The following is a 25,921-nucleotide window of genomic DNA, read 5'->3' on the forward strand; positions in this document are numbered from 1 at the left end:
ATGTCACACGCTCATACTCCAGATCATGTCCAAACCTTGCCTTTGCTCCTTGATGCTCGTCGCGCCAAGAAGCAGGGTTTGGACGCGATCATGCAACGACAGCATACGCGCCTGGCTGAGATGGTGACCTACGCACGCACCAACTCCCCCTACTATCGCAAGCTCTATCAGGATCTGCCAGAGCGGATCGAAACCCCTGCGCTCTTGCCTGTCACTAGCAAGAAGATCTTGATGCCCCACTTCGATGACTGGGTGACTGACCGAGAGGTGAACATCGAGCAGGTAAGCGAGTTCGTTGACAATCCTGACCTGATTGGAGAACGGTTCCTGGACAAGTATCTGATGGCGACCAGCTCGGGCACCAGCGGGATGCGTGGGATCTTTCTACAGGACGCGTGGAGTGCAGCGGTGACATCTGCCCTCGCTCCACGAGAGGTCTCCGGGCTAGGAGCCAGCGATCTCATCAGGCTTCTCGCACATGGCGGACGCATGGCACTGGTGATTGCTACTGGCGGACACTTTATGGGGTCCGCCGGGAGCGTCCGGGCGGCCAGGGAAAGCGCACTATACCGCAAAAGGGCCAAACTCTTCTCGGTGCGCACCCCCCTGCCCGAACTGGTCGAGCAGCTCAACCAGTTTCGCCCGGCCATCCTCTTCGGCTACGCAAGCCAGATCATAATGCTGACTGGAGAGCAAGAGGCGGGCCGCCTGCACATTCACCCGGCTCTGGTGCAAGCTGGCGCAGAGACGCTCCCCGCAAGCGAATTTGAGCGGGTAGCCAGGGCGTTTCAGGCGAAGGTCAGCACCGCCTATGCCGCAACTGAGTGCCCTTTTCTGAGTGTATCCTGTAAGGAAGGATGGTATCATGTCAATAGCGACTGGGTTGTGTTTGAGCCCGTGGATGCCGACTATCGGCCCGTCCCACCTGGAACGCAGTCGCACACGGTACTGATCTCTAATCTCGCTAATCGAGTGCAACCAATTCTGCGCTATGACCTGGGGGATAGCGTCTTGCAACGGCCCGATCCCTGCCCATGTGGCAACCCATTTCCGGCAGTCCGTGTTCAGGGCCGAATCGCAGATGTGCTCACCTTCCCCACGGAAAGAGGCGAACAAGTGAGCATCGCCCCCTTAGTATTCAGCACTCTGATTGATAGTTTGCCAGGAATCACGCTCTTCCAGATCGTGCAGACCACACCTACCAACCTGCGTTTACGCCTGCGGTACGCAGCAGGTACAGATCCTGACCATGTGTGGCAGCAGGTACAAACCGAGGTAACGCGTGTTCTCACCGAACACAAGGCGGGCCATATCACGCTTGAGCGTACAGAGGAGCTACCTCTGCAGTCGCCCGGTGGTAAGTACCGCTCGATTATTCCATTGAGTTGAACTGCGCTTGAGGGGGAGAACGTTCTGATCACACGAGCAGAAACAGAACGCGCTCCTCCTCTTTTATGACCACAATCTCACCAATTGCTCTTGAAAATCGCGTCAAAATGGGCATTACACATGAGTCAGAGCCAAAACAGTGAAAAAAATATGCCGTAACCCCTATGAGTCAGTCGAAAGGCTTTCTGTAATGAAAGGCCCTCGCTTCACGTTCTTCTTAGAGACTACCGTCTGCAATTGCTCTTCCGTCACTTTTGCCGCATGCAAATCAGCGTCGTCAAGGATCGCCCCGCTGAGCGTCGCACCGCCCAGATCAGCTCCCTGCAAATTCGCCTCAATGAGAACTGCCTTGGTGAGCGTCGCCCCGCTGAGGTCAGCCTGGCGCAAGTTCGCGCCAATGAGGGTCGCATTGCTCAGATTTGCCTCTGTCAGGTTGGCTCCCTCTATATTCGCTTCCGTGAGAGTCGTCTCTGTGAGATTCGCACCGCTGAGGTCGGCCCCTTGCAAATTCGCTCTATAGAAATACGCCTTCGAGAGGTCCGCGCCTCGCAGATTTGCTTGGCTGAGGTCAACGCCGCTGAGATAGGATCCTTGCATCTGTGCGCCAACGAGTTGCGCATGTGAGAGATCTGCTTGCAGATCGGGACGGCTCGCCCTCCCTCTCTCGCCTTGAGAGCCAGGAGCATCATGGCCTTCCTTCGCCTCCCCGAAGCTCGAATCACTCAGATCAGCATCCGTGAGATCGGTACCGCGCAAATCGCCCCCCCTCAGGTCGGCACCCTTCAGCGTCGCATGTGAGAGGTTGGCTCCAGAGAGGTCGGCACGATTGAGGTTCGCACCACTGAAGTCAGCTCCTTGTAAATTAGCCTCCCTGAAGTTCACACGCCTCAGATCCGTCTGGGCTAAATTGATCTGCGGCAGCACTATCTTCTGGAGATCAGCTCCGACCAGGCTCGTGCTTCCCTGCAAACCATCGCGGATAAAGGTCGCAGGCAAGCCGTTGTGACTGAAAAACTTCACCATGCTGACCTGCTGATCGGCATTTAAGGTTTTCAATACCTGGCCCAGCCGTTGTTGTGCGATCTGCGAGACCTCTGGATTGTCGGTAAGCAGCGTGAGGAAGTAGGTCTGGAAGACCATCTCCTGCATCATCGCCATCCATTGCTTTCCACTCTGGTCCTGCGCGTACATTTGCCAGGCGGCAAGGCACAGACTGAGCAACATTGCGAAAACCAACGCGGTGACAATTTGACCTGAAGTATTTCCTCCGCTGAGAAGATTGATGAGGAAGGCGATGATCGCAGCAAACAAACCAGAAAAAACAGCCAGTGTCGAGGGATGAGACACGACCTGGCTCATATGAAAAAGACGTTTCATAACCAGCATTTGCCTCCGAGGTTTTCTCTCAGTATATCCTCTCTCAGCTCAGGAAAAAAGCGCGCTGCCTCGGAATGAGGCTTGCTTGTCAACTCGTCCGAGAAGCAAGGAGTTTGGGCTGCCGCTCAATGGTTGGCAATTTAGTGCCAATTATTGAGCGGCACACATCGTCGAGAGAACGCAATAACAGCCGTCAAACGCATTGGTTGATCCCCTCCGCTGACTGAGAGAAGCGTTGAGGAGGGTTCCAATCAGTCAGTGGAGAGGGATCAACCCACGTTCTGTTACTTTTCCCAGGTTAAGGGCAACTGCTTTACTCCAAAGACGGACGAGCTCTTGATCGGAGATAATGGCGCATCGGACACGTGCCAGGAACCGGGCAGGCGGTCGAGCATCGTGTTCAGCGCAATCTTCGCCTCCAAACGTGCCAGGGGAGCCCCCAGGCAGAAATGGACACCACGCCCGAATCCCAGGTGCCGATTGGGCTCACGCTCGATATTGAACTGACTGGCATCGGGGAACTGAGCCTCATCACGATCCGCCGAGGCAATCCAGGCAAAGAGCAACTTGCCAGCTTCTATGCGCTGATCGCCTATCATCGTCTCGGTCGTGGTCCCGCGTATCGTGAGTTTGATCGGCGAGTAGTAGCGCAGGGCCTCTTCAAGCGCACCTGGCACCAGCTCGCGATTGGCACGCAGACGTTCCACCGCTTCGGGATGCTCATCAAGGCAGAGGATGGTATTACCAATCAGATTGGTCGTGGTCTCGTTTCCCGCGACCAGCAGCAGCACGCAGAATCCCAGCAATTCCTCGTTGCTCAGGCGCTCGCCATCTACTTCCGCCTGGAGCAGCGCGCTCACCAGATCATTCTGGGGATGCGCACGTCGCTCCTCAAAGACCTCGTTGAAGTAGGCTTTCATGCTGTCCATGGCCTGCATGATCGCCTGTGTTTCCTCTGGTGTCGATTCCGCCTCTCCCCCAACGGACGCATCAGACCACTGCTTGAACTCCTCGCGCCGCTCAGCGGGAACTCCCAATATCTCCGCGATGACGGTGATAGGCAGCGGATAGGCCAGATCCCTGATGACATCCATCTCACCCGATGCCAGCACCTGATCGAGCAAGCCATTGGTGATCTCCTGGATGCGCGACTCCATGTGAGCCACCATGCGCGGCGTGAAGGCGAGCGAGACGAGATTGCGCAACTTGCGATGACGTGGTGGGTCCATACGGAGCATGCTCGAACTGATCGGAGTGGCATTGCGGTACTCAGGTGGCAGGAAGCTGCTCTCATCGGATGAAAACGTCGCGTGATCACTGAGCACACGTAGCACATCATCGTAGCGGAAGATGTGCCATGCCTGGATATTTGGGTCAAAGAGCACAGGCTGGGTCTCGCGCATCTGACGATACCAGTCATAAGTGGCTGTGAGCTCTGCTCGCTTGGAATTAGCCTGCATATTCTTTCTTCTTTCCCTTTGTATTCTCTTCTACTTTATTGATGGAACATATCCCACGCACATGAGCAGATCCGGCCCTCACACGTGAAGCATTGCTCGGAGGCGCGGAGTACTGTCGTTGTGCGCGTGTTCCCTGTTGGTAAGCGTTGCGGGCGAACATCGGACCCGGACGTGGGCGTCAAGGCGCAGAGATCAAGCGTGCTTTTCCTGAATGTGCGAGGCTCACCATTAAGCCAAACCCTCACTCACGCCGTGTCCCCGCTTTTCGCCCACGTCCTTCCATGATGGACTCCTTCAAGAGAGCATCATCCCTCTGCTCTCTGCGTTAGAGCTCTCGCAGCACTTTTTGCGTCAAACCGAACAGCATCACCACAGCCAGCACAATCCCATCGATTGGGAAGATGATCACTGGACCATAATGGTTCGCCAGCACACCGGTCAGGATCGTCGAGACCGGATAGAGCCCGAATGAACTAAACATCAACAAGCCCATGACACGCCCCATCAGATGGCTCGGAATGTTCATTTGGACCGCAGTGAAGAACAGGACGCTGAAGCCACTGCTGGCGATAGCTGCAATCAGCATGCAGACCACAGCTCCTGGCACCCCTCCAACTGGCAGTAGCGCAAACATGGCGGCGATGATGAACCCTCCCAGGAGGATTATCAGTCCTTTGTGTTTGTATTTGCCCAACATGCCAACCAGGATAGACCCAATGAGCGCGCCGCCGCCCCACCCACCCATGATGAACCCAAATCCGCTCGCGCTCCCATGCATAGGACCCTGAACCAGCGCGGGCAGGGCCACCTCGATCAACCCGCCTGTCACCAGGCTACTCACAATGAACATGAACAGGGCAATCTGAATCAACCGTGAAGTGCGCAGAAATCCCCAGAAGCTGATCTGCGTCTCCGCGTCCTGCGCGCTGGCTTGTGGATGAGCCTGGCTTGTTTCGGCCTGGCTTGCATCGGGGGTGGCGTGTGTGGTCCCCCGCATCAGCGCGAGCGAGCCTGCCGAGACGAGAAAGGTGATTGCGTCGAGAGCCAGCGTTCCCGCCGATGTGAGCCCAGCAACGATCACGCCAGCAACTGATGAACCGATCAAGTTCGCGCCCTGCATTGAGGCCATCATCAGCCCATTGCCAGCTTGCAGCTCGTCTTTGCCCAGAATATCTGGCACCATGGACATGGATGCGGGGGTGAATGCGCCTCCCAGGGCACCCAGCGGTACCGCAATGGCGCAGAGCTGCCAGAGCGGAGGATGACCACCAAAGGCCAGCGCCGCCAGGACTCCCATCAACAGCAGGCGCAGCGTATCAGCAATCAACATGAGCCGCCGTGGGCGCAGGCGATCGGAGAGCCAGCCACCCGCCAGCATGCACAGCGCGCGGGGAATGCCGTAAGCAGACAGCACCACGCCCAACTCCTGCACATTGCCGCCCGTGGTCAGGATCAGCCACGGCAGGGCCACCATGTAGAGCGCATCACCGAAGGTCGAGATGGTCTGACCACCGAACAACAGGGTAAAATTGCGCTGTTTGAAGAGCCGCATCATCCCTCCAGCAACTGGTTTGGCTGTGTCTGGCTGCGTTGCGCTTTCCATCGAACCCTTTTGTGCGTTCGTTTCGTCTGTCTGCTTTGCTTGTTCCGGCGTGCTGGCCGGTGCGAATTCCTCTGGATTCAAAGTAGTTGACATGATCATTCCTTATTCTTGCTTATCTGCTCATTCTTCCTGGAAAACTCAGACACATCGCTTATGGTTCGCTTTCCACGGTGAAATGCACGCATTGCAAAGCATCAAGCTTTTTGTATGATTTCTATAGGTCTTTGACCTGAATGGAAATGTTGTGCATAATCTTTTCCTTATGAGAGAACAGTCACCTTCGAGACATCAGCCCCTATGCCTTTGAGGGCGGCATACGTTAACTTATCCATCATCGCGCCATCAAAGCGAATGGATTGGATGGCCCGCTTCAGAGACCAGATGCCCGTCTGGCGGAAAGAGACATTTTTGAGGGTCGCACCCTGAAACGACACATCCCTGAGTGCCGGCAGGTCAAACGTGACACCAAGAAAGGTCTGCCCATCCAGTCGCTGTCCGCTCAGGTCGGAAGAGGCAAAGTTCACACCGAGAAAGGTACAGCGTTCAAAGGTCGTTTTGCGCAGGTCCGTCTTGGTAAAATTGACATCCGTCAGCTTGATGTCGACGAATTTCGCTCCAACCAGTCCCGACTTGCTGAAGTTGGTGCGTACCAGGATGGCTTCGCTGAAGTTCGCATCCACGAGGTCAAGGACAGAGAAGTCGCAATCGGTCAGATTGGCGCGCGTGAAATTGGCTTCACGGACGTCGCTGCCCCGAAACGAGCTCCCGGTGAGGTCCGCGCCCGTAAAGTCAGAGCCACGCAACGCGCTGCCTTGAAAGTTGCTTTTCGGCGCAACCACGTCGGCGAAGTCGCTCTGTGGGAGATGGCTCGCGCTCAAGTTGGTAACCACCTGCCGCTCCAGCGAGTGGGAGAGGTTGGCGACCTCCCTGACGGTTTGCTCGATGTCGCCGATGCTCTCAATGGTCATGGCAAAGGCGGTCTCGTCATCCTTGCCCTCGGCTTTGAGCTCGCGGAAGCGCTCCTGTAAATCGGAGAGCAGATCCGCCTTTAATTCGGTCGTGCTTTTGACCTCATCGTAGGGAGCAAAGACGCCGTTGACATAGTTGGTCAATGTATCGTTCATATCAATACCTTTCCTTTACAAGAAATTCTTCAGCTACAAGAGGTCCTCTAGCACGCGCTTGGCGTACCCCCAGTTTCGTGTGTTGCGATCGTAGGTCGCTTTCCCTTTTTCCGTGATCCGGAAGTATTTCCTTCTCCCGCCCTGAGATTCATCACCCCAATGCCACTCGATATCCTCGTCTATCTCAAGTCGTCGGACGCTGGAATACATGGTGGCTTCCTTGAGTTCGTACTCGCCACCCGAGCGCTCAGCAATCAGTTTGACAATCTCGTAGCCGTAGCGGTCAGCTTCCGATAAGAGCCGTAAAATTATCGTATCGGTATGACCGCGTAGCAGATCGGACGTCAGTTTGTTTTCACTCATATATCATCACCTCGTATGGAGATTATACGATATAGTACTGTGATTGTCAATGTACTATTTTGATGATGATACTTTGCTCGATAAACCTGCGCTCGGTTCATTCTTTAACATCTCATGTGTCCATAACAAGCTTTGGTGTCGTCGTTTTGTACATCTTAGGATGTACAAAACGACTTTCTTCCACTATGGCAGTTGCTCCTCCTGGTCAGATAAGAACACATCTGTGTCCAGCGAGAGCAGATCGAGTCCGAGGCTTTGAATTTTCAGGAGAACTCGATAGAGCGCCGCTTGATCAACCAGTTGTCCGCGCAGCACTGTTCTACCGGAGGCCTCGGGAAAAATTTCAAGGGTCTCAAACCATTCCTGCCAGGATGGGTCCAGGTGTCCTTTTATAGCTATATGGCATCGCATGTACGGTACCATCCTCCTTCCGTTCAGGATGGTTGAAGTATATAGCCCCAGTGGGTGAGTTGTGATCGCCCAATAGGGTGGTTCTGAGAGGGTGAGAGGAAAAGAGGGAAGACTAGAGCAAAGAGTTGTGCCGTGCCACCTTGCTTGCCTCGACACGGTTGCGAACACCCAGTTTACGATAGAGACTCTGGACATGGGTTTTAACGGTATTAACCGAAATTACCAGGGCATTCGCAATCTCTGGATTGGAGCATCCAGAGACCAGCAGACGCAGCACACGTTGCTCCTGCTCACTTAGTGGCTCCAGGAGCCCCGGCATCTCTGCTGCGGACGGGGGATTCTTCGCATATGGCGTCTCAGCTTCCTGAGCAAAGGCTTGCAGGATGGTACGCGCAAAGAGGAGCAGGGAGGGCTCGCGCAATTCTGGCAGCAGCGTTCGCAGCAGAGCTTCTATGGCAGGGCCTTCATCCAGAAAGACGCGTTGAAAATTCTCTGGTTGTGCCAGTTTCAGGGCCTGGAGGAGCGAGGATCTGGCCTGGCTGTGTTGCTGGCAGGCAACATGGGCTAGAGCCTCCAGGATCTGGATGTTGAGGACGCTCCGCGCGCGTCCCTGAGATTGGGCCTTCTCTTTCCAGGAAGCTAGATCTTCCAATGCTATCTCTCCTCTCTCTTGCGCCATGTACAAACGCGCGAGGAGAAGCGCTTCTTCCTGCTGATACAAGAGTGGTAGGTTTTGCTCTTGTGCGAGCGATGGGGGACTAACTACCTCTTCCCTTGCCTGAGCCCATTGCTCTACGGCGGCCAGATTTCCCTGTGCCAGTTGTATCTGTGCTCGACATGTGCGTATGGTGCTCAAAGGGCAGGGAAAACGTGTATGCTTTTCCCATTTTAAAAGTAGATCTAGTGCCTGTCCAGGCTTTCCAGAAGCACATAGCAGACGAACCTGAATGAGCGCACCTGATGCCAGGACGTGTATCTCTTGCTCCGGTTTCTCTCTCAATGTCTGCGCCTGGGACAGATACCGCCACGCCTCGTTCATCTCATGGTGTTCATACGCAAGCTGCGCCAGGCAATAAAAGGCCCAGGAGACGAAGAACGGCTCGGTGTCCCCTGTTTCCAGGAGAAATTGCTGTCGGACAAGACTTTGATCTTCATCGATGTGACCAAGCGCTTGATGGAAGAAGTGTGAGGCCCTGCGCAGCTCGCCTTTTTCCAGGCACACCTCACCCAGGAAGAGAGTTGCCCCGAAAGCGCCAGCATGATCGCCGAGTTTTTTTAGCTGCCCGTACCCCTCAAGAAGGTACTCCCAGGCCATCTGCACCTCACCCACAAGCAAAGCTTCAATGCCTCTGGTTACAAGATTATTAGGATACATGAGATTGTGTTCTGTCAGGAATGGTTGAGCCTGGTGGGTCAACGCAAATACATGCATCAGGTCTTCTTGAAAGAAGGCCAGGACCGCGTGAAGTTGCAAAGCGTCCCCGCGCCGTTCCCACTGTTCTCTGGCCTCAAAACCCTGCTCTGCCCACTGGAGGAGCTGCTCAGAACGTGTCCAGGTATCAGATGACCGCCGATCGGTCGTAAGCATCAAAGCCAATGTTGATTGGAAACAGAGTTCAGGTTGGGCTTGCAGCACCTCATCTGATATGCGTCTTAGCCAGGAGCTGACCAGGGGATACTCATTGCGAAAGTTATGAGGAGCCACAAAACGCTCAATTAACACCGTTGCACGGGAAAAATGCTCGCCCTTGAGAGCTGCTTCAATCGCTTCCGGCAGTAGCCGCTGTTGCTCATACCATTGGCTCGCCTTATTGTAAAGCTCACCCACAGCGGTTGCTCCCAGGCGGCGGCGAGCTTCGTGCTGCATTGCCTGCGCCCACATGGCGTGATAGCGATACCACTGTCGACTCTCGTCGATGGGTTGGAGAAAGAGATTGGCCCGTTCCACCTGTTCAAGCAGGCGGTGACTATCCTCTCTTCCTGTCAGAGCATCGCAGAGCGAGGCACTCAAAAGGTCGAGCCCGCTGGTCTGCAACAAGAAGTCTTGCAACACTTCAGGCTGACTTGCGAGGACCTCTTCGCGCAGATAATCAAGCAAGAAACGTTGACTGCCGCTCAGTTTTTGCACATATGCGGACGGGTCGGCATGTTTCTGGAGAACGAGGGCAGCCAGTTGCAGGCTGGCAATCCACCCCTCGGTGCGAGCTTGTAGCAACGCGACTTCCGTCTCCGAGAGGGCAAGCCCCATGCGCTGAGTGAGGAAGTCCTGCGTTTCTTCTTGAGTAAAGCGCAACTCGTTATTGCGGACCTCTCCCAGGTGCCCACGCACACGGAGACGGGCGAGAGGAAGATCTGGATCGGTGCGACTAGCGATGAGCAGATGCACATGTGGCGGTAGGTGCTCCAGCCAGAATGTTAACGAGGAGTGAATCGTTGATTCATTGATGACGTGATAGTCATCCAGAATTAGCAGAATGGGCGAAGTCTCCGCGTGCTGGCCGGCCAGTTCATTGAGCAAGGCTGTCAAACTGGTCGCGAAAGGAGCAGCCGCCCGTAGCAGGGTGAGCGCGCGTTCCCCAATCGCAGGTCTGCATCGGCGCAGGGCTTCAATCAGCGAGACCCAGAAGCGCATCGGATCATTGTCCATTTCCTCCAGAGGGAGCCAGGCCACTGATTGAGGATGCCTTTGCACCCATGTAGCAAGCAAAGTGGTCTTTCCCCAACCAGCGGAGGCAGAGAGCAGAGTGAGCGGGCGAGAGAGGGCGGCATCTAAAGCTGCGAGCAACCGCTCTCGCACAACAAGTGTGGCAGGTAAATGTGGTGGAGAGAGCCTGGTCACTACCATCATGAGGCTGGGATCATGGAACTCATGGCCTGGCTGCACAGTGCTGGAAGGGATCTCTTTTCCACCATGCATGGTCTGTAAAGAAACAGGAGAAGCAGGCAGATGTGAGGGCTGTAGCGAAGACTCTTGCTTACCCTCCTGGAGGTCCTGGGCCACCGCCTCTAAACGCGCAAGCGTCACGTTCTCACTGTGTCCGAGATAGCGCTTGCGAGTACTCCCTGAGCTTGTGTGGTAGGCATACCAGTAGCCGCTGCCGCGTGAGCGGGACTCTTTAAGCACATTGAGGTGACCAGATTGCCCTTGGAAAGCAAACGAAGTATGGGCTGTCAGCCAAGCGTGCCACACCTCTTCGTTTCCGGGCATGATCGACTGTGGTGGATATTCGGGCGCATGGAGAACATACATGTGGTCTTCGGCAGACCACACGAGCACGTAAGTAGGTGATTTTGGCATAGGCTCCTTGTCCACAACAAATATCTTCCCCAACTCCCCAACATCGATGAGTATAGCACGTCTCTTGAAGCTGCTACAAGCAGTCATCAGACCCGGAACTTGTCGGAGAATGCTTGATCAAGAATAGTGCTTCTCGGTCAAGTGTTGCGCACCGCCATGCTCACGTTCGTTATTGCCAACACTCTTGCTTAAGAAACAATGAGAGGGAACCTCTCCATTCGCTGGTTATTCCCTCTCAATCTGATTAGCTATGCTTCTCTGGGTAATAATGCATCTATATACCTTAAAAATGCACTATTGCTTATTATCAGTAATTTTGCATTCTAATATCACCGAAGGCCCATCATTCATGGATTCACGGTAACGCTAAGAGCCATGTGGAAGTTGACAGAGGAACTTGCTGAGCTGTTTGGGCTCTCTTTGCCTCTGCCTTTGAGTAAGAATGATTTACACACCTTTTCCGCAATTCGGCGACCATCAAAGATTTATGGTCGCTGTAACACTTTCTTCTTCCACTCCAGGTTCGCCTTGATCTGCCTGGCACTCTTGCCGTAAAAATGCTTAACATCGTGCTCAATCTCGGCATTGTAGGATGCCCAGAGGTTGAGATGACCCAGGAGCATATGATGGTGCTTGCCTCTCACCTGACAGAGCGTGATCAGGTTGCTCGGGTCAAGCTCCAGTTCTGGGTGAAGGTGGAAAGGTTTGATATGATGGACCTGGACTTTTTTGCCCTTATAGCCACAGGCTCTACAGGCAGGTTCTCGAAGCAGGTGCTCATCCTGCACTCTGGACCATTCACCACTTCGTTCCTTCCCATGTTTTTTTGCGATTCGTGCCCCATGGTCCCTTCCTCGTCTTCTCCTGGGCACGATGGCCTCATGATGTCTCTTGCGACGGTGCCTGCGACGTCGCCCAAGAAGGAGCCAGAGCACAAAGAGCAGGATGAGTAAGAGAAGGGCTCCGATTGCCACGATTTGTGGAGAGAAAGGCATGTCTTTCACCTTTTCGTTGAAATAGGAGAGCGCTTCCGAAGCCTTATAGGTAACGTGACGATGAACGAAGTTTACAGGGATTCTCCTCTTTAACTCTCGGCGTTTCTGAAAAAGTGTCGTTCACGTTCCCACCAGGAAGAAAAGGCTCACTATTGACAGCCAGATCTTGCAAGAAGCCAAGGAGATTGCCCCAAGGATTCAAAATTGAATCACACAGCTCGCCCTGAGATGCGCTTGCTATGGCTACACGTGATTCCCTGCTCCGTTTGGACCTGCGCCCGTCTGCTTGCCAGATCGTCCACCTCCAGACGCAACCAGCCTGCGGATTCTGGTGTTCCTTCCGCTCGTTGGAGCCAGCTCATGAGGGCGAGGTCCCATGCGTCGGAATCCTCGCGCGGCTCAACATCAGGTTCGCGACCAAACAAATGTGCATAGAAATCACTTCCTGCCTCGATATCAGGCCCTTAAACTGTTGGGTTATCCCTGTAAAACGGCTCTGTGTAGGCATAGAAGGCCCCCCGAAAATCATTGTTATTGAGTATATCACAATTGGAGATCTGCTCGAAGTGCATGACACCGGCAATGATGAAGATGAGCCAGATATGGTGGTAGATTTGCAGAGGAATGGCGTTTTTGTCACCATTGCTTGATACTGTTTTCAGAGCTTCTCAGTTTTTCCGTCTCAAAAACATGTACCATAATCAAAGTTTCATTTTCCGAGAAGTGAGAGGAGTATCTGAGCAGGGGAGCGTGACCTGGAAGGTGGAACCTTGTCCAACCTCGCTTTCTACCGTGATGGTCCCTCCATGATATTTGATAATTTCCGCGACAATGTAGAGGCCCATGCCTAAACCAGGAATGGCCGTGCTGTTGGCACTCGTGACGCGATAGAAGCGGTCGAAGATCTTGTCGCGCTGCTCCTGGGGAATACCCAGGCCATGATCTTGCACGCGAATGCTTACCGTGTTGTGTGTCGCGCTCAGGTCAATCTCGACGGTTCGTACGCCTGGTGAATATTTGATGGCATTGCTAATGAGATTGATAAAGACCTGTCCCAGCCTATCCTTATCACCCAGAAGCACACAGGGAGCTGAGCTATGCAGTACAAGTGTATGTGTCGGGGTTATATGCTGCATCGTCTCTACCACCTCGCGCAGCAATGCCTCAAGCTCAACCTGCTCCCGGCGATATTCCAGGCGTCCAGCCTGCATCTTCGACACATCGAGGAGTTCGTTAATGAGGCGTTCGAGTTGCTTGATGGGCCCCTCCACATGAGAGAGGAGTGCGGCGGCCTCAGTGTGTTCCTGACGTTGCAGACGCCTGCGCACCAGTTGTGCTTGCATCTTTAAGGCTGTGAGCGGTGTCTTGAGTTCATGGCTTGCCATGCTGATAAAAGCGTCCTTGCGTTGTTCAAGTTCTTGCCGTGCCGAGTTGTCCAGCACAAAAGCGATAATTTGCTGAGGGTGATGTTGTAAGCGGATTCCCGCTATGAGCACGGGAAGGCGGCTACCATCCTTGCAGGTGTATTCCTTCTCGTAAGGCGTCCAGTATTGCCGTGCAGCAAGTTCTTGATGTGCCTGCTGCGTGCGTTCCTGGTACTCTGGAGGCGTCATGCGCCTCCAGTACATGTCCCCGTTGCACAGGTCTTCGCGGGTATAACCTGTCATGCGCAAAAAGGTATCGTTCGCGTCAACAATGCGCTCGCCTTCGCTAATAATGATACCAATAATAGTTGAATTCATCAGGGCATTGGCCCGTTCCTGGCTTTGACGCAAAGCCTCTTCAATGCGCTTCTGGTCGTGAATGTCGGTGCTGGTGCCAAACCACTTGACGACGTGACCCGCTTCATCGCGTATCGGTAGTGCCCGCGTGAGATACCAGCGATACTCGCCCGTCCGTGCATCCTTGAGACGATATTCGTTTTCATAGATCTCACCTGTTCTAAGCAACTGATGTCGAAGTGCCAGCGTGTGCTCAATATCATCAGGATGGACAAACTCGCGCCATAGATCGTCCCCTTCGAGATGCAGATTGGCCTGCGTCACGTCGCGATAGCGCTGATTGGTATAGTCAAGACGACCATCGGGCCACATGGTCCAGACCAGTTGCGGCACTGTTTCGGCCAGCACGCGAAAGTTTCGCTCACTAGCCGCAAGTTGTTGCTCGGCCCGCTTGCGAACATCAATGTCAGTGCAGGTTCCTATCCAGCGTCGGATGACGCCACAGCTATCACGTAGGGGCATGCTTCTAGCAAGAAACCAGCGATACTCGCCCGTCTTTCCATTACGGATGCGGTGCTCTATGGCATAAGGCATGTTGGTCTGATATGCTGTGTGCCAGGTCGCCAGAACGTGTTCTCGCTCATCAGGATGGAGCATGTTGACCCAACCATCTCCTTGTAATTGTTCGAGCGACATATTGGCATAGTCGCACCACGTCTTGTTACAGTATTCGCATGCACCATTAGGATACATAGTCCACACAAATTGCGGAATCGCCTCAATGAGGGCGCGCAATTCATTCTCAGCTTGCTTCTTGTCGTGAATATCGGTGCTCGTACCGAACCACTTCACCACGTGGTCTGTTTCGTCGCGTATCGGTATAGCGCGGACGAGGAACCAGCGATAGGTCCCCGTTTGACCATCTTTGAGACGGTGTTCACTCTCAAAGGGTTCGCCGGAATCGAGGGTCTGTTGGCGCCGAGAGATGATACGCTCACGATCGTCTGGATGCAAGAATGCGCGCCATCCGTACCCTTGCAGTTGTTCAAAGGGAGCCTGTGTACAGTCGCAGTAGCGCCGATTACAGTAATCGAGACGGCCATCGGGCAGTGTGGTCCAGACCAGTTGCGGCACTGTTTCGGCCAGCACACGAAAATTCCGCTCACTGGTCGCGAGTTGCTGCCTGGCCCGTTTCTGCTCGTCAATGTCGGTGTAAGCACCAATGTAGGCAATGATTTTCCCTCGCGCGTCTTTGTAGGGGATGGCTTGGCTCAGAAACCAGCGATACTCGCCAGTCGCACCGTGGCGCAGGCGTATCGCGATTTCATAGGGCAAACCTGCCTGAAGAGCTTCTTGTCGTCTATGCAGAGTCCGTTGCTGATCATCTGGATGGATGTATTGTAGCCATTCATTTTCCTGTATCTGCTGCATGGATAGCCCTGTATAGTCACGCCAACGCTGGTTACAATAGCTGATTTGTCCGTCTGGTTGCCCAATCCAAAGTAACTGCGGAATGGTATCGATCATGGCGTAAAGCTCAGGGCTTACCTGGGGATGTGCTTTCTCCTCGCGGAAGCGCAGCACAAGACCAGCAGCAGTGGGGGAGACCTGCACATGGAACCAGGAGTGAGTGACGGATGAAGCGTACTGAATCTCAATGGGCGTTTGTGCTTGTTCCACGTTGCGTACAGCCTGATAGAGTGAGGGCGCAACCAGTTGCGGCACACATTGCCAGAACCGCTTGCCCGCGATCGTCGCTGAAGTGCCTCCGGCGAAGGTGCGCGCCTGTGCATTCACATAGGTAATCCGCTCGTTCTTATCGAGGAGGAACACCGCATCGGGCAGCGTATCAAGAATGGTGGTAAGCGTCTCACTGGGAGCGAGCGTCAGTTGCCGAGTGCGACGGGCATGGAATCTCTTCATAGCGTATCGATAGCCTTTTTACAGAATCCACGTAAAGACATCTGACGACGAGAGAGACTTGATAGTGTTGGGCAGAGTGTCGATGTCCGAAAACAGACTGGTACGTTACTAATCGACATTTTCTTTGCTTTTTTCAATCGATCGCAAAGGGGAAAAGCGCATCATTTCTACGCGCGCGAATTCAATAAATACCCGAATTACATTTTGATAAGTTCTGCGGGAAGTGACGCCTGCTCCACAGGCGGAAGGCAAGCGAAAAGCTTGCTGTCTGCGGCGAAAATAGTATTTTGTTGAGGTGCGTATCGCATTGTGATCCAATAAAAGAGGGCTGCAAAGGAAAAAGAAGGCAACGGTGAGGCAAGGGCCTTGTTCTGCACGAAAGGAGCGTATTGATCCTGGGCAGCCCTGACAGATCTATGCCGAAACATTGTTCTCGATCCAGCGGAGGCTCGCGAACCACAAGTTCTCCAATGCACGCACCTGACCGGAGATCCAGCAGGCACACTCGACCCTGATGAATGGCAGTTTTTTAAGAAGTGACCTGACTACGCAGCGCGCAGGATGCACAAACCTGTTAACCCGATTCAACTGCCCATTCCAGAATTCGAGCAGCACACGCTGCGACAGTGAACAGGCTAGAGTGTGCTCAAAATCTCTGCCCCTTGTCGAGTTACCATCACCGTATGTTCAAACTGTGCTGCCCAGCCGCCGTCTCTCGTCCGAACGCTCCATCCATCTGCATCAACTTTCACTCGTGCAGATTTCTCAACCAGGGTGGGTTCAATCGTAATCACCAGTCCTTCTGGGATTACCGGCCCAGTTCCAGGATGACCAACGCTTGGCACGTCAGGCTTTTCGTGCATAACATGGCCTAAGCCGTGTCCAATATATTCGCGTATGACGTCAAAGCCGTGTGCCCAAGCCACACGCTGGATCGCGTATCCAATATCGCCAATATGATTTCCTGGCCGTGCGGCCTGAATGCCAGCCATCATAGCCTCGCGTGTTGTCTCGATCAGATATTGATGCTTTAGAGCGACCCTGCCAACAGCAATGGTAATCGTCGAATCGCCAGCATACCCATCTAACAGCATTCCTGCATCAATACTGAGCACATCCCCTAGCTTCAACTTCTGCTTGCCTGGTACTCCATGGACAGCAACATCATTCACTGACGTATTAATACAGCCTGGGAAACCTTCTTCTGTTGCAAAGACGGGTATTGCTCCTAGTTGGGCGATGTAGCCCATCGCGTAGTCGTTGAGATCACCTGTTGTTACTCCTGGACGAGCTAGCGCCGCAAGATTTTGTAAGAGCTTCGCTGTTGTTTGATTCGCTCGTCGTAAACCATCTTTCTCTGCATCTGTGATAGCGACCAAATTCTTTTTCTCCTTCTGCAAAGACTCCTAAATTTCCGAAAGAAACCAGAGATTGTAGTATACCATTGAGAAGCCGTATGTGCGAATGAACAAGAAATCGGTTGATCCCGACCAGCAGGAAGACAGCATATGCCTTTTATCCCTCTTTTTTCGTCACGGGAAGTGCCAAAAAATGTGCAAGACCCAGTATCATGTAGGGATCTCTTCTATGTCGAAGAAAACCATTGCGATCTGGTTTCTCTTGTGTGTACTTTTGCTCTTCTTGCATCTTGACGGGTTCGCGATTTCACTACTGCATGGCTTTACGGACAGGATTACCCAGCGAAGTGTAAAGTACTTGTGAATTCCCCGGCGGGCCTGATAGGCCGTGAAGGTGAAAGGATCTCTATTCTCCTGTACACTCTATATCTTTATTGCCCATTATTCTACTTATGTTAAATACGCGAAAATTTACTTTTCATACCTGTTTTACCACTCTTGTAGTGAGAGGCGACTGAGGGAGTGGCTATTCTTGAGCGGAAACTGAAGAACCATTCCTGGTGACGAGAGTTCACTTTTGTAAGCTGTTTGGGGAAGGTATTCAGGAACCTTCTTGAGAAGCTACAGCAATATTCACAAAAATTGAGCTATATGATAAGAGCGCTTGTGTCACGCTCCCCGAGATGAGGTGATGGGCAAGGTAAACCAGAACGTGGTTCCCTGACCAGGAGCGCTCTGCACCCCAACGCTCCCCTCATGCCGTTCAATGAACACTCGGCACAAATAGAGAGGCAATCCGAAACTCAGATCCAATTCATGCTGGATAGCACTGCCTTTGGCGCGATAGAAGCGGTCCCAGATATGATCAAGCTCTTCTCTCGCAATGCCTGATCCCTCGTTATGAACTGAGACGCGGGCAAGCGATTCCGCAACTCGTAACAGCACTACCACAGGCTGTCCTGAGGGGCATGGGTGAGTGCATTCGTCAGATACGTATCGAGCACATGCTTGATTCGCCCAGCATCGGCGAGGATGGGCACGCCTTGCTCCAAAGGCGGAACATCCAGCACGATAGTGTGCTCTGGCGCAGCGTGTTGCTGATTGGTCACCACCTCTCTGAGCAGGGCCCCCAGGTCCTCAGGGATCAAGGACAATGTGAGTGTATTGGTCTGGATCCGTGCATCATCGATTAAGTCATTGATCATCTGCTGCTGAAGCTGGGTACTCTGCGAGGCGGCTGCTAGAGGTTGCTGAGCGTGAGTAAGAGGTTCTTGTATCTGAGCGAATGGAGAAGCAAGCTGTTTTTTGAAGGTCTCCAAGCGGCGCTGTGCTAATTGCAGATTCCCCATAATCCCCGTCAGTGGGGTGCGCAGTTCATGGGTAGCCAGGGTCAAGAATTCGCCGACCAGGCGATTTACTTCGCGCTGGGCAAGTGCTCTATTCTTTTGCCCTTCCTGGGCAGAGAAACCATGAATGCCATCGATGACCAGCATAGTCTGCGCTGCGACGACTTTCACCAGCGCGATCTCCTCTGGTGTGTACGCTCCCTCCGAACTCGCTTTGATGACCATCAGCGAACCAACCCACTCGTGCTCCAGAAACAGAGGAACGATCAGGATCGTCTCTGTGTCATGAGACACAGAGTAAAGAGATGCCGGAAAAGGCAGTTGTTTTCCTAGACGTTCAATGGTGTGCAACTGTTCATATGCAAGCACCACTTCCTGATGGGCGCCCAGGCGAGCGTATGCCGCGTCGTCGAGCACTTCTGAGGGATGGAAGTTTCCCCCAATGTCCCGCCAATACCGTTCTTGTTCAGCGGTCAAGCCACTCCCTGCGACAAAATACAGACGGCCCGTTCGATGACCGTGCGCGAGCATTTTCACCCTGGGACAGTCAAGGACAGAATGGATGACATCCACCACCTGCTGGGCCACGAAGAGCACCGGAGACGAGAGGAGGAAGGTTTCTTCTGGCAAGACACATTCCATCTGCTCGGGAATCTGCGCAATCGCGGTGAGCAAATCCAACATCGATGCGTGAACACGGTGGAGATAGGAGATTTTATCCCCCCAATGAAAGATGGAGACGGTTTCTTCTGTATCGCGCCCTTGAGCACTCACGGGAAAGGTGCGAACTGTGACCGATACCTTACGCTCGGAAGGCAGATGCAACAGCAGTGTCTGTTCTGGCAAATCAGCTCCTGCTGTCCCGGCAAGCGCAAGGTTCATCGACCATTTCTCTGAGGAGGCACATGGTGGCTGCTCATCAGGGCGGATGTAGGAAGTGAGAAATTGCTGGTAGTCTCTTCCTTGGCATTGAGCTTCGGAGCTCACTTCAAAGAGTTTACGAGCAGCGGCATTAATCCGTACAATCGCCTGGTTGTGATTACAGACAATGAGGCTCTCCGGGAACGATTCCCAGATGGCTTCCAATTGGTTGAGTCGTTGGCGTGCTTCCTCTAGAGGGCGAGCATGAGGAAAGTGCTTCCCCCTCAGCATTCCACTCCATTTCGGTGTGCACGGTGAGACATGTTGCCATCTTTTCCTCACCTGGAAGCTCCTTTTAGAAATGCTCAATCGGGTTGCATGCCGAGAAAAAGAGAACTCACATACCATTATTGTATACGTCGTGGAGAAAAGCTGGCAATCTCATCACACACAAGTTGCCAGGGCGAACACGCTGGTTTACAAGACTGGCTGAAGAATGCGGTGGCGCAACCTTTGCGAACACCGTTGTATGGCTCTGTGAAGCAATTCATGACTCATGGGCTACTTTGGTGAGGAGAGATGACGCTCTTGCATAACGCAATCAATCCGAAACCATCTAACAAAGGTGTTGCAATCTCACCTTCTCGATGCCTTTGAGAATCTTTTTTCTCGAAAAGAGTACTAAAGAGCCCTGGAATGACTTCTTTATTTCCCGATTTCGACAAAACCGAGCCGGGTATATAACCCGCATATGTTTGTGTCTTAGCAACAAGAGTGCCGAGAGGGGAAACTGCGTATTGGTCAACCGAGCCTTTACAATGCAAGTACTCCCTGGATACTCAATTTCCCCACGAAAGACCATTGGCGCGATAACTCAACGATGGAGTATCTTGAGAAAAGTAACTTCTCATGAAGCCAACGCACATAGATTCTACACCATTGTATCTCATGACAGAGTTTCGCCAGTAATCAAGTCAGATTACACTCTCCGTTTTTTTGCGTGAGAGAGCATCCAAGCACAAGCCGTACTCTCTGTCATCGATCGCGAAAACCGGCGTTTACTTGTACATTGACTCGCACATCTATTTGGTTGCTCGCCTGGGTATTCACCTGGGTTCCAATCGTATCCCCCTGATTTTTCGTCGAATTTCCGTTATTGTCTCCGCTACTACTGGAGTTGTCTTGAATGTACCCCCGGTTATGACCCTCATTCACACTGCTCTCCTGTTTGTCTCCCCCAGAATACCCGCCGCTCACATCGCCGTTTCCTGGGGAAGGAAAGTCGCTCGCTTGTGTGTTTACCTGCGTTCCTAGCGTGCGTCCTTGATTGCGCATGAAATTTCCATTGTTATCTCCGCTATTGCTGACGTTGTCTTGAATATATCCCCAGTTATGACCCTCATTTACACTATCTTCCTGTTGATCCCCCCCAGAGTACCACTTCCCATCCTCTCCGTTCTTACTAGACCCTCTTATGAACGAAGTTGTTGCTTTGGAACGGATGTGGGCTGTCGTCAGCCTTGAAGAGGCCAACACCGTTGAGGTTGTACTGAACAACAATACCATTGCCAGGAATTGGCTTACCATCATGCGAAATACGCCTTTTTTCTTGAATGCGGGAACCATGCTCCTCTCCTTCTCTTCCCATTCCAATCGCACACTGAGAGAGACCAGTGCACAAGGGAACTCGTGATTGACAGCGGTCTCAAAACAAAATACATCTATGATTTGACTCAATGAGTATCAAACCCTCTTTATAGAGTATAAAGGCGTTGCGTACTCTCTGGAGGGGTTCAGACCGATGTACGGATAAAGAATCGGCTACGTGCAGCACTTATCAGTAATCTTATACATTTTTTTGCGTTATGGGCGGACAAATGGAAGAATACATCTTTAGATTGCTAAAGGTGATTTCGGTTGGTGAATTGTCGGCAAGAGCAGCGAGGGCAATGGGTGAAGACGAGGTATAGGAATTATTGTCATCTGACGTTTGCCCAAGGAAGATATTATTTACATAGAATTTAAAATGGTGACCACATGTGATGACTGCAAGCGTGTTTTTCCCACCCATTTTAATAGCCGATGAGGCGGTCCAGTCGATTAAGGCATTCGCCTGCCAATCCACGCTTGAGATCTTAAACTCTCCGGCGCTGCTGATTTCGAAGAGATACCCTCCATACACCCCACCGTTGTCTTGGAAACGAACAAAGATGCCTCCGCTATGCCCCCGGAGGATTCGCATATCGACGGAAATCGTCGAATTGGTATAGGAAGTCCTGGAAGCTACGCACGCATGCTGGTTGTGTTCGTCGTCTTGCGTGACATGGTATCCATCCTCGTGAAATTGGCACCAGTTATCCTGAACCCAGCCCTTACTACTGGTATTGCCCTGGTTTGGATCATTCAACGTATCGCTATACTCGGGAGCATTCTGGGTAGCGTCGGTGAGGGATATGTGAGAAACGGCGGTTGCCTGAGCTTGCGCCAAGGCTGTTGCCGTTGGGGCAACAATGGCGGTGGCTGTTTGCTGAACTTCCGCAGTAGCTGTTTGCTGAGCATCACCAGGGCCCGCTTGGCCTGATCTTGTGCGTGTTGTTGTGGTTGGAACCTGTGTCTCTGTGTGAGTCGTGGTGGTGGGAGCATTGGTGACGTCCGAGTCCAGATGAAGTGAGGTAAAGATAAGGCTCGGGATAGCGCAACAGAGAAAAGGTACGAGTATCAGGAGGGTGATGACTATGGTCCACGTTTTTCTTCGAGAAGTCGATGTATTTGGTGGAGGAAAAGGTCTTCCTGGAATAGGGAATGGCACGCCCAAAGGCGCAGGTGGGAGTGTACGCACGGGCGTCAAAAGTGGGTGTGGAGAAGCGAGCGTGTCAGTAGAGTGCAATGTCTGCGAAGATGCAGGCTGCTGATACGTGGTGGGTGAGGGTGTTGGTGGGGGTGGAACTGATGGGACTATTAAGGCCTGGGAAGATTGGATAACATCATCTGGACTAGCCCCTTCCAGCGCTTTCACAAAGTCTGAGACACAATGGAAGCGCTGCTCTGGATCTTTTGCAAGTGCTTTGAGGATGGCGGAGACAATGTATTCAGGCAAAGAAGGTATTAGTGTACTAGGGGAAGCTGGTTGTTGATGAATATGCTGATTCATCAGAACCCCTAGATTGCTCGTATGAGGGAAAGGCATATGCCCGGTGAGAAGATAATAGGACATCACCGCCAGCGCGTATTGATCGGATGCATAGGTTGCGCGTTGAGTCCATTGCTCTGGTGGCATGTAGGCAGGCGTCCCACGTACGACCGTTCCGGAAGTTGTTGGGGCATTCATGACCGTTGCCGTTCCAAAGTCGGTAAGCATGAGATGAGGATGACTGGCGGAACCCTGCTCTGAGAGCAGAAAATTCTGGGGTTTGATATCACGATGAAGAATATGATGGTCATGTGCATATTGAAGCGCGTCTGCTGCTTGGCGCAGGAGGGGAAGAGCCTCTGATAAAGGAAGTGGGAGAGGATGATGCCTCCTCAACAGCCATTGTTCAAGCGAGCCTTGTGAGCAGAAGGGCATCACCATATAGGAGATTCTCGTCCCCTGGACATCTTGCTCATTATATTCATATAAAGGGAGAATGTGAGGATGGCTAAGACGGGAAATAGCTTGAGCTTCATGTTGAAAAAGATGGAGCATTTCTTGCAAATTATGTGTATCTGTGGTAGCAAGAAGATCCATACGTAATAATTTAATGGCTACCTGACGAGAAAGATGCAGATCCTCTGCAAGGTAGACCTCTCCCATACCACCACTCCCGATGAGTTGGGTAAGTTGATAGTGACCGATCTCAAGTCCCAAAAATTGCATACTGTCGCACTCCATGCATCTAATAGAAAACACCAAAAGAGTGTAAGAATAGGTACCTTTCCTCTCGAAACAGGACAAACCTTGCCACGACTTTGGTAACGACACCATAGTGGTTTCCGTAGTGTTTCACACACTCGAACCAGGCGAAACAGGGCTGATCTTTTTACAGACATTTCTACATAGGGCTATTATTCAGGCTCTGGCAAGGTTCGATGAGGATTTGTCGTAACTTTATTGGTCGATAGCAGAGAGCATAAGGCAGGGGAGCAAACGAGGGCAAGGGTCATATGACCTATAGATATTGTTGAAAGAATAATTGATTTGGGTTTGAGGCCCACAAGGGGCAAGAGCATAGGGAGCCTTGTTTCTCTGCCACCCTTGAAGTGAAGAATGGTTGAGGTAAGACATCTTTACTATTCCCTTGATCCCATGATTCCTCTCATTGTACTATTTGCTCAAAGGTCCTTGCTACTCGTTAGCAGGATGGGAAAAATCTAGATTCTCAACGTAGAGCCACTCTATTTTTTCTTCATACATATCATTGCCATCCTTCACTTCATTCGCTTACTTTATACCTATGCTTCATAGGGGAAAAGGAGTAATGCATCCCCTCCGTTGCCATCTTTCCGAACACTGCCTGTTCACACTCGCTGAAGAACCAGTGTGTTCGCTCCACCTCGTCACATCCCTAAGCTCAAACCTTTGTATTCACACCACGACATCTTACATTGCAGGGAAGGAAATCGTAGATGTTTGGACTATTTAAGAAGCGCTTGCCGCTATTGATTGGTATACTCGTCGCGCTGGTGGCTCTGGGGGTAGCCATACCTACCTCTATACGGCTATTCGCAGCAAACAATACAACGCTATCCATCGATATGAACTCAAACAACGGCAACGTGAATCCCTTTGTCTGGGGAGTAAATGCTCCAGATAAGTATCTTGCGTGGGCGGGAAACCCAACCACGATTCAACGTATCCGCGACGCCAATATCAAAATGGTGCGCGTTGGGGCTATTCAGTACGCAATTTACCGAGGAGCGCCAATGTGTAGCTCGCCAACGGTTTGTAATTTTACCCACATGGATGCGGTTCTCAAAAGCGTCTTTGACGCGGGAGCGGAGCCACTCTTCGTCATCGCAGGCTATCCAGGAGGCATCGCGGAGCATGACTGGAAGAGCTACGCCCTCTTTATGAAACAGGTCATCAATCGCTACAATGTTCAGCTTGTCCTGGGCCATAAAGTACGCTACTGGGAGATGTGGAACGAGCCGACAAACGAGCAGGATGGCAAAATCACCGATAAGGCCGATTGGGCCAACTTTGTCAAAATCGTAGGCGGCGCGATGAAAGGCGTGGACGCAAGCATCCATCTTGTCGGTCCCGCAGCTCCCTGGGCCGATCTCGGTCAAGGTGGCGTCGTTGACTATGCCGCGAAAAATACCAACGACCTGCTCGATATTTTAAGCTGGCACGACTATGGCAAATATGAAGAGTCGGACGATCAGAAGCGCCTGACCGATACATCGCGCTATGCCGATGAAGTACACAAGGTTCAGGCAATCCAGAGCCAGTCTGGGAAACATTTCGGAACGGCCCTCACGGAATACAATATGGCCTGGAACAATCTGGCCAGCGGCAATAACCAGTTCTATCACACAAACTATGATGCCGTGTATGCCGCGAGCACCATTATGACTGGCATCCAGGCCAAAGCCGACATGTTCAACTTCTATGCTCTATCAGAAGCAGGGGATAACAATCTGGGCCTGCTCAATAATCAGAGCTTCGCCCCCTATACCCCCTATTACACCTTCTTCCTCTTTGGCAACCATACAGGAACCACCCTGCTCAAGAGTTCGGGTAAGAGCAGTATGCTCGACCTGGTGGCAAGCCGCTCGGCGGATGGGAAGAAGATCTTTGTCACGGTGGTCAATAAGGATATGAAAAACCAGCAGGCATTGACCATCAACTTAAACAGCAGCGTGAGCGGTCGTTATTCGGCCTATACGCTTGATGGGAGCACATTACCATTGAGCGGGAAGAACGGGACATATGCAAATGGGCAGTTCGCCTATACGATGTCTCCCCTCAGCGTCGTCTCTTTCGACATCGCGCTCGATGGCTCTCAGGGAGCGCCGACACCAACGCCAACCGTCGCGCAACCAACGCCTACACCTGTACAGCCAACGCCTACGCCTGTAAAACCGACACCTACTCCCGTGAAACCAACTCCTACCCCTACAACACCAATGGGCGACTATATGTTCTCGTTTGAGAATGGGACGAGCGGATGGGAGCCAAATGGTGACATATCGAAACTAGCAAGCAGCGCAGGTGTTGCCAGAGATGGCAAGCAATCGCTACTGGTTTCGCTGAACTCTGTCAATAGCAACGACTTCCCATTCGTGTTCAACGATACGCTACCCACCTCCCTCCCAGGTGGGAAAACGGTCACCGCCTATATTTACGCAGCGAAGGGGAGCAATATCAAGGCCACACTCTTTGTCATGGATCAGAATTGGAAATGGTATGGTGGCTCCTTTGTCGCCCTTCCCGCTGGAACCTGGTATCGCCTGAGCTATACCATTCCCGCCACAATGCCAGGCTCAGCCAGGACACTGGGTGTTCAGTTATACGGCGTTCAAGCGACCGTGTATATCGATGCTGTGACCTGGACTTGATGTACACATGCAGAAAATCGAGGCTTCTTTATTGGTTATTAGCGGCAGTTTCCGCTAATAACCATATTTCTCGTTATATGCCAATATTCTATTTTTGATACAATCAACATGAGAAAGGTTTTGTGATGGAGGAAGGATCTTCTGAGGCAATC

The 25,921-nt window shown here is 52.4% G+C and carries 17 protein-coding genes; 3 read left to right on the forward strand and 14 right to left on the reverse strand.

Translation table 11 applies throughout. From position 1 onward, the window contains the following. Positions 1–1,389: a phenylacetate--CoA ligase family protein gene (locus tag K3T82_RS28960; protein WP_220196992.1), complete on the forward strand. Its 1,389-nt coding sequence runs from the start codon at positions 1–3 to the stop codon at positions 1,387–1,389. Positions 1,390–1,551: 162 nt separating this feature from the next. Here the strand turns inward: K3T82_RS28960 and K3T82_RS28965 are convergent, their stop codons facing one another. The 8 genes from K3T82_RS28965 to K3T82_RS29000 all read right to left on the reverse strand — a co-directional run bounded on the left by K3T82_RS28965 (position 1,552) and on the right by K3T82_RS29000 (position 12,020). Next, complete coding sequence (locus K3T82_RS28965; protein WP_220196993.1) at positions 1,552–2,766, reverse strand: pentapeptide repeat-containing protein; 1,215 nt, start codon at positions 2,764–2,766, stop codon at positions 1,552–1,554. A 284-nt stretch (positions 2,767–3,050) separates the two neighbouring features. After that, on the reverse strand, positions 3,051–4,226 hold the full coding sequence (locus tag K3T82_RS28970) for a cytochrome P450 (protein WP_220196994.1): 1,176 nt from the start codon (positions 4,224–4,226) through the stop codon (positions 3,051–3,053). A 325-nt stretch (positions 4,227–4,551) separates the two neighbouring features. Continuing rightward, positions 4,552–5,922, reverse strand: a complete 1,371-nt coding sequence (locus K3T82_RS28975) for an MFS transporter (RefSeq protein ID WP_220196995.1) — start codon at positions 5,920–5,922, stop codon at positions 4,552–4,554. Between the two features lie 167 nt (positions 5,923–6,089). Further along, on the reverse strand, positions 6,090–6,953 hold the full coding sequence (locus tag K3T82_RS28980) for a pentapeptide repeat-containing protein (protein ID WP_220196996.1): 864 nt from the start codon (positions 6,951–6,953) through the stop codon (positions 6,090–6,092). Between the two features lie 33 nt (positions 6,954–6,986). Further along, positions 6,987–7,316, reverse strand: a complete 330-nt coding sequence (locus K3T82_RS28985; RefSeq protein ID WP_220196997.1) for a PadR family transcriptional regulator — start codon at positions 7,314–7,316, stop codon at positions 6,987–6,989. Between the two features lie 183 nt (positions 7,317–7,499). Further along, positions 7,500–7,727, reverse strand: coding sequence for a hypothetical protein (locus tag K3T82_RS28990; protein WP_220196998.1), 228 nt, complete (start codon positions 7,725–7,727; stop codon positions 7,500–7,502). Positions 7,728–7,839: 112 nt separating this feature from the next. Further along, positions 7,840–11,025, reverse strand: a complete 3,186-nt coding sequence (locus K3T82_RS28995; protein ID WP_220196999.1) for a winged helix-turn-helix domain-containing protein — start codon at positions 11,023–11,025, stop codon at positions 7,840–7,842. A gap of 485 nt (positions 11,026–11,510) precedes the next feature. After that, positions 11,511–12,020 carry an HNH endonuclease signature motif containing protein gene (locus tag K3T82_RS29000; protein WP_220197000.1) on the reverse strand — a complete coding sequence of 170 codons (510 nt, stop codon included), beginning with the start codon at positions 12,018–12,020 and terminating at the stop codon, positions 11,511–11,513. 239 nt (positions 12,021–12,259) lie between these two features. On the opposite strand from K3T82_RS29000, the gene K3T82_RS29005 reads away from it, so the two are divergent. Next, a complete protein-coding gene (locus K3T82_RS29005; protein WP_220197001.1) occupies positions 12,260–12,670 on the forward strand; it encodes a hypothetical protein in 411 nt (136 codons plus the stop codon). A 51-nt stretch (positions 12,671–12,721) separates the two neighbouring features. Here K3T82_RS29005 and K3T82_RS29010 read toward each other — a convergent pair whose 3' ends face one another. From K3T82_RS29010 to K3T82_RS29030, 6 genes are all read right to left on the reverse strand, one after another. After that, positions 12,722–15,664 (reverse strand): PAS domain S-box protein, encoded by a 2,943-nt coding sequence (locus K3T82_RS29010; RefSeq protein ID WP_220197002.1) that lies wholly within the window; start codon positions 15,662–15,664, stop codon positions 12,722–12,724. A gap of 635 nt (positions 15,665–16,299) precedes the next feature. Next, positions 16,300–17,043, reverse strand: coding sequence for a type I methionyl aminopeptidase (gene map / locus K3T82_RS29015; RefSeq protein ID WP_220197003.1), 744 nt, complete (start codon positions 17,041–17,043; stop codon positions 16,300–16,302). Positions 17,044–17,691: 648 nt separating this feature from the next. Then, entirely contained in the window at positions 17,692–17,973 is a 282-nt protein-coding gene (locus tag K3T82_RS49660; protein WP_307811215.1) for a sensor histidine kinase, read from the reverse strand. Beyond that, positions 17,967–19,520: a histidine kinase dimerization/phospho-acceptor domain-containing protein gene (locus tag K3T82_RS29020; protein WP_307811216.1), complete on the reverse strand. Its 1,554-nt coding sequence runs from the start codon at positions 19,518–19,520 to the stop codon at positions 17,967–17,969. Before K3T82_RS29020 ends, K3T82_RS49660 begins: the two co-directional genes overlap by 7 nt. Before the next feature lie 744 nt (positions 19,521–20,264). After that, positions 20,265–20,855: a hypothetical protein gene (locus K3T82_RS29025; RefSeq protein ID WP_220197004.1), complete on the reverse strand. Its 591-nt coding sequence runs from the start codon at positions 20,853–20,855 to the stop codon at positions 20,265–20,267. Positions 20,856–21,075: 220 nt separating this feature from the next. After that, complete coding sequence (locus tag K3T82_RS29030) at positions 21,076–23,085, reverse strand: serine/threonine protein kinase (protein ID WP_220197005.1); 2,010 nt, start codon at positions 23,083–23,085, stop codon at positions 21,076–21,078. Positions 23,086–23,834: 749 nt separating this feature from the next. Here K3T82_RS29030 and K3T82_RS29035 point away from each other — a divergent pair. Next, positions 23,835–25,769, forward strand: coding sequence for a GH39 family glycosyl hydrolase (locus K3T82_RS29035; RefSeq protein ID WP_220197006.1), 1,935 nt, complete (start codon positions 23,835–23,837; stop codon positions 25,767–25,769). Positions 25,770–25,921: the final 152 nt, after the last annotated feature.

The organism is Ktedonospora formicarum, assembly GCF_016587355.1.
GTDB classification, from domain to species: domain Bacteria; phylum Chloroflexota; class Ktedonobacteria; order Ktedonobacterales; family Ktedonobacteraceae; genus Ktedonobacter; species Ktedonobacter formicarum.

Excerpts from the sequence above, each read along its gene's own strand:
- K3T82_RS28960 (WP_220196992.1), top strand. The coding sequence starts at position 1 with ATGTCACACGCTCATACTCCAGATCATGTCCAAACCTTGCCTTTGCTC.
- K3T82_RS28965 (WP_220196993.1), bottom strand. The coding sequence starts at position 2,766 with ATGAAACGTCTTTTTCATATGAGCCAGGTCGTGTCTCATCCCTCGACA.
- K3T82_RS28970 (WP_220196994.1), bottom strand. The coding sequence starts at position 4,226 with ATGCAGGCTAATTCCAAGCGAGCAGAGCTCACAGCCACTTATGACTGG.
- K3T82_RS28975 (WP_220196995.1), bottom strand. The coding sequence starts at position 5,922 with ATGTCAACTACTTTGAATCCAGAGGAATTCGCACCGGCCAGCACGCCG.
- K3T82_RS28980 (WP_220196996.1), bottom strand. The coding sequence starts at position 6,953 with ATGAACGATACATTGACCAACTATGTCAACGGCGTCTTTGCTCCCTAC.
- K3T82_RS28985 (WP_220196997.1), bottom strand. The coding sequence starts at position 7,316 with ATGAGTGAAAACAAACTGACGTCCGATCTGCTACGCGGTCATACCGAT.
- K3T82_RS28990 (WP_220196998.1), bottom strand. The coding sequence starts at position 7,727 with ATGCGATGCCATATAGCTATAAAAGGACACCTGGACCCATCCTGGCAG.
- K3T82_RS28995 (WP_220196999.1), bottom strand. The coding sequence starts at position 11,025 with ATGCCAAAATCACCTACTTACGTGCTCGTGTGGTCTGCCGAAGACCAC.
- K3T82_RS29000 (WP_220197000.1), bottom strand. The coding sequence starts at position 12,020 with ATGCCTTTCTCTCCACAAATCGTGGCAATCGGAGCCCTTCTCTTACTC.
- K3T82_RS29005 (WP_220197001.1), top strand. The coding sequence starts at position 12,260 with ATGGCTACACGTGATTCCCTGCTCCGTTTGGACCTGCGCCCGTCTGCT.
- K3T82_RS29010 (WP_220197002.1), bottom strand. The coding sequence starts at position 15,664 with ATGAAGAGATTCCATGCCCGTCGCACTCGGCAACTGACGCTCGCTCCC.
- K3T82_RS29020 (WP_307811216.1), bottom strand. The coding sequence starts at position 19,520 with ATGCTGAGGGGGAAGCACTTTCCTCATGCTCGCCCTCTAGAGGAAGCA.
- K3T82_RS29025 (WP_220197004.1), bottom strand. The coding sequence starts at position 20,855 with ATGGTTCCCGCATTCAAGAAAAAAGGCGTATTTCGCATGATGGTAAGC.
- K3T82_RS29030 (WP_220197005.1), bottom strand. The coding sequence starts at position 23,085 with ATGCAATTTTTGGGACTTGAGATCGGTCACTATCAACTTACCCAACTC.
- K3T82_RS29035 (WP_220197006.1), top strand. The coding sequence starts at position 23,835 with ATGTTTGGACTATTTAAGAAGCGCTTGCCGCTATTGATTGGTATACTC.